This window comes from Paracoccus sp. (in: a-proteobacteria), from assembly GCF_039808215.1.
GTDB lineage: Bacteria > Pseudomonadota > Alphaproteobacteria > Rhodobacterales > Rhodobacteraceae > Paracoccus.
The window spans coordinates 1-4,262 of sequence record NZ_JBDHSP010000136.1 but is presented as its reverse complement, the minus strand read 5'-3'; the positions used below and the strand labels follow the sequence as shown (position 1 = coordinate 4,262).

The window sequence follows — 4,262 nt, the reverse complement described above, 5'->3', positions numbered from 1 at the left end:
GTAATGCCTTGATTTTGCATATGCTGGATACTCAAGCAGGCTCAAAATGCCCGCGGAACTGTCGAACTTCGGGGGTCAAGGATCAAACCAGGCTGGTGAAGCGGGGTGATCGTGGTATCGTCGTTCATGGCGTATCGCTCCTTCGGGAGGTTCTGGCAGGCTTCGACACCCGCCACGATACGCCGCCTTCTCAGGCCCCATCACCCATTTTCAGCCATAGCCCCGATGGGGGCCTCGCAAAACGTTGACCAGGTGTTGACAAGAATTCCAAAAGCAAAAACCCGACGGTTTACGTCGGGTTCCAACTTACTGATATGTTTTGATATTCTGGTTGCGGGGGCAGGATTTGAACCTGCGGCCTTCAGGTTATGAGCCTGACGAGCTACCGGGCTGCTCTACCCCGCGACGCTTTCCCGCGGTGATGTTATCGTTGCGGGTTTTTTCGTTCGAGAGATCTTCGCTTCTTTTCAGGTCTGGCGGTGACCTACTCTCCCACGTCTTGAGACGCAGTACCATTGGCGCGACGGCACTTAACGGCCGAGTTCGGGATGGGATCGGGTGTTTTGCTCGTGCTAAAGCCACCAGACCAGAAAAGAAGCGAGATCGGCGTTACCCTGCGGTTTGCAGGATGGGTTGTCCAAGGATGCTTTTGGAAGAAGGTCTGTCTTCTTCCGGATCAAATCAAGCCAATCGAGCCATTAGTACCGGTCAACTGAACGCATTGCTGCGCTTACATCTCCGGCCTATCGACGTGGTGGTCTTCCACGGCTCTCAAGGGATACCTTGTTTTGAGGGGGGCTTCACGCTTAGATGCCTTCAGCGTTTATCCTGTCCGTTCATGGCTACCCTGCACTGCCGTTGGCACGACAACAGGTCCACCAGTGGAACGTTCACCCCGGTCCTCTCGTACTAGGGGCAACTCCTCTCAAGTATCCTACACCCACGGCAGATAGGGACCGAACTGTCTCACGACGTTCTAAACCCAGCTCACGTACCTCTTTAAATGGCGAACAGCCATACCCTTGGGACCTGCTCCAGCCCCAGGATGAGATGAGCCGACATCGAGGTGCCAAACGATGCCGTCGATATGGACTCTTGGGCATCATCAGCCTGTTATCCCCAGCGTACCTTTTATCCGTTGAGCGATGGCCCTTCCACTCGGGACCACCGGATCACTATGGCCGACTTTCGTCTCTGCTCGACTTGTCAGTCTTGCAGTCAGGCTGGCTTCTGCCATTGCACTCGACGACCGATTTCCGACCGGTCTGAGCCAACCTTCGCGCGCCTCCGTTACGATTTGGGAGGCGACCGCCCCAGTCAAACTACCCACCACGCAGGGTCCCGGATCCGGATGACGGACCGCGGTTAGACATCAAGAGTGCGAAGGGTGGTATCTCAAGGATGGCTCCGCCGGAACTGGCGTCCCGGTTTCAATGCCTACCACCTATCCTGCACATCACAATCCTGATGCCAGTGCGAAGCTATAGTAAAGGTGCATGGGGTCTTTCCGTCTAACCGCGGGAAGTCTGCATCTTCACAGACAATTCAATTTCGCTGAGTCCACATTTGAGACAGCGGGGAAGTCGTTACGCCATTCGTGCAGGTCGGAACTTACCCGACAAGGAATTTCGCTACCTTAGGACCGTTATAGTTACGGCCGCCGTTTACCGGGGCTTCAATTCAATGCTTGCACATCTCCTTTTAACCTTCCGGCACCGGGCAGGCGTCAGACCCTATACGTCGTCTTGCGACTTCGCAGAGTCCTGTGTTTTAAGTAAACAGTCGCCACCCCCTGGTCTGTGCCCCCGGCCACTGCTTGCGCAATAACCGGGCCTCCTTCTCGCGAACTTACGGAGGCATTTTGCCGAGTTCCTTAAACATGGTTCTCTCAAGCGCCTTGGTATTCTCTACCAGTCCACCTGTGTCGGTTTCGGGTACGGTCTCATGGAGGGCTATTTCCAGGGACCCCGCAGCTGCCCACACAATCCGATAAGTGTGAACAACCTCAAGGATCCGTCACGTCCTCCTGGCCCAGGAATATTAACCTGGTTCCCATCGACTACGCCTTTCGGCCTCGCCTTAGGGGCCGGCTTACCCTGCTCAGATTAGCTTTAAGCAGGAACCCTTGGACTTTCGGCGACAGGGTCTCTCACCCTGTTTGTCGCTACTCATGTCAACATTCTCACTTCTGATCACTCCACCGGATGCCTTACAGCCCGGCTTCACAGTCAGAACATTGCCTCCGTTGATCCGTGAGGATCAAAAGAGGCAGCGTTCCATATCACAGAACGCTCCGCTACCGCGCACCCTAAGGTGCACCCAAAGCTTCGGCTCGTGGCTTGAGCCCCGTTACATCTTCGCCGCAAGACCTCTTGATTAGACCAGTGAGCTGTTACGCTATCTTTAAAGGATGGCTGCTTCTAAGCCAACCTCCTGGTTGTTTTGGAAGTCTCACATGCTTTCCCACTTAGCCACGAATTGGGGGCCTTAGCTGTTGGTCAGGGTTGTTTCCCTCTCCACGACGGACGTTAGCACCCGCCGTGTGTCTCCCGGATAGTGCTCCACGGTATTCGGAGTTTGCTTAGACTCAGTAAGGCTGTGGGCCCCCATCATCCATGCAGTGCTCTACCCCCGTGGGCATTCGTCCGAGGCGCTACCTAAATAGCTTTCGCGGAGAACCAGCTATCTCCAGATTTGATTGGCCTTTCACCCCTAGCCACACGTCATCCGGACCCTTTTCAACGGGTGTCGGTTCGGCCCTCCAGTTGGTGTTACCCAACCTTCAGCCTGCACATGGCTAGATCATCTGGTTTCGGGTCTGATCCGTCTGACTAAAGCGCCCATTTAAGACTCGCTTTCGCTGCGCCTACACCTAACGGCTTAAGCTTGCCAGACAGACCAAGTCGTTGACCCATTATACAAAAGGTACGCCGTCAGGGCTCAAGGCCCCTCCGACTGCTTGTAGGCGTCCGGTTTCAGAAACTGTTTCACTCCCCTCGTCGGGGTGCTTTTCACCTTTCCCTCACGGTACTGGTTCGCTATCGGTCAGCAAGGAGTACTTAGCCTTCGAGGGTGGTCCCCCGATCTTCAGACAGGATTTCACGTGTCCCGCCCTACTTGATACGTCCGATCGAACTTCCCATACGGGGCTGTCACCCGCTCTGGCTGTGCTTTCCAGCACATTCTGGTCATTCTCACGGCTCGGCTGGTCCCCGTTCGCTCGCCACTACTGGGGGAGTATCTGTTGATTTCCTTTCCTCCGGGTACTTAGATGTTTCAGTTCCCCGGGTTCGCTTCTTAAACCCTATGTGTTCAGGTCAAAGATACCTGGTCATGCCGGCTGTTGATTACCGATCGGTAACAACAGCAAGCATTCAGGTGGGTTTCCCCATTCGGAGATCCATGGATCAAAGCTCATTCTCAGCTCCCCATGGCTTATCGCAGAGTATCACGTCCTTCATCGCCTCTTGCTGCCAAGGCATCCACCAAACGCCCTTATCGCGCTTGATTTGATCCGGAAGAAGAAAGACCTGCCGTCATCACGACGAAGGCCGTCCGTTCCCGCGTCCTTTTGCATTGCGCGGGGGTCGCTTCCGGTCAAAAGCATGTACATTCCCGCCCTTTCCATGCGGAAAGGACTTCCATCCGCGTCCCATGCAGGAAACGGATGTTTGGTTAGTGTACTTGACTTGGACAACGTCATTGTTGGCTCTTGCGAACCACCGCGCCCACACTCGGGCACGGCCAATAACGCCGATTATCTCTCTGAACGATGTAAATGCGTGCCGTGCACGCGCGTCCGACAGGACGAGAAAGCAGCATCTGCTTTCTGATCATGTCGGGGAGTCTGGTGGAGCCTAACGGATTCGAACCGATGACATCCTGCTTGCAAAGCAGGCGCTCTACCAACTGAGCTAAGGCCCCGACCCCGATGCCAGGGCACAGGTGATGGTGGGTCGAGGAGGACTTGAACCTCCGACCTCACGCTTATCAGGCGTGCGCTCTAACCACCTGAGCTACCGACCCATTCACGAACCGGACCACCTGTGCCAATCACAGGGTCACGGGGCGGGCCTGGCTTGTCTTGCTGAAGGGATATGAGGACGGTCCGACCGTCGAATGTGACATCCTGATCTCGGATGTCTGCCAAGTCGATGCACGAGAAAGGCAAGCCGATCTGCCAGCATCTTCCTTAGAAAGGAGGTGATCCAGCCGCAGGTTCCCCTACGGCTACCTTGTTACGACTTCACCCCAGTCGCTGA

General features: G+C 55.3%; 1 protein-coding gene, 3 tRNA genes and 3 rRNA genes. 1 reads left to right on the top strand and 6 read right to left on the bottom strand.

Going from position 1 to position 4,262, the window contains the following annotated elements; genetic code table 11:
• Positions 1–248, top strand: a 248-nt coding sequence (locus tag WMK75_RS18555; protein WP_347269059.1) for a hypothetical protein, incomplete at its 5' end; no start/stop codon positions are given.
• An 80-nt stretch (positions 249–328) separates the two neighbouring features.
• Here the strand turns inward: WMK75_RS18555 and WMK75_RS18550 are convergent.
• The 6 genes from WMK75_RS18550 to WMK75_RS18525 form a co-directional block, all read right to left on the bottom strand.
• Positions 329–405, bottom strand: a tRNA-Met gene (locus tag WMK75_RS18550).
• Positions 406–471: 66 nt separating this feature from the next.
• Positions 472–586, bottom strand: a 5S ribosomal RNA gene (rrf, locus tag WMK75_RS18545).
• Positions 587–677: 91 nt separating this feature from the next.
• Positions 678–3,510 (bottom strand): 23S ribosomal RNA (locus WMK75_RS18540).
• A gap of 338 nt (positions 3,511–3,848) precedes the next feature.
• Positions 3,849–3,924: transfer RNA gene (locus tag WMK75_RS18535), tRNA-Ala, on the bottom strand.
• 25 nt (positions 3,925–3,949) lie between these two features.
• Positions 3,950–4,026 (bottom strand) — tRNA-Ile (locus WMK75_RS18530).
• 170 nt (positions 4,027–4,196) lie between these two features.
• A 16S ribosomal RNA gene (locus WMK75_RS18525) occupies positions 4,197–4,262 on the bottom strand; the annotation flags it as partial.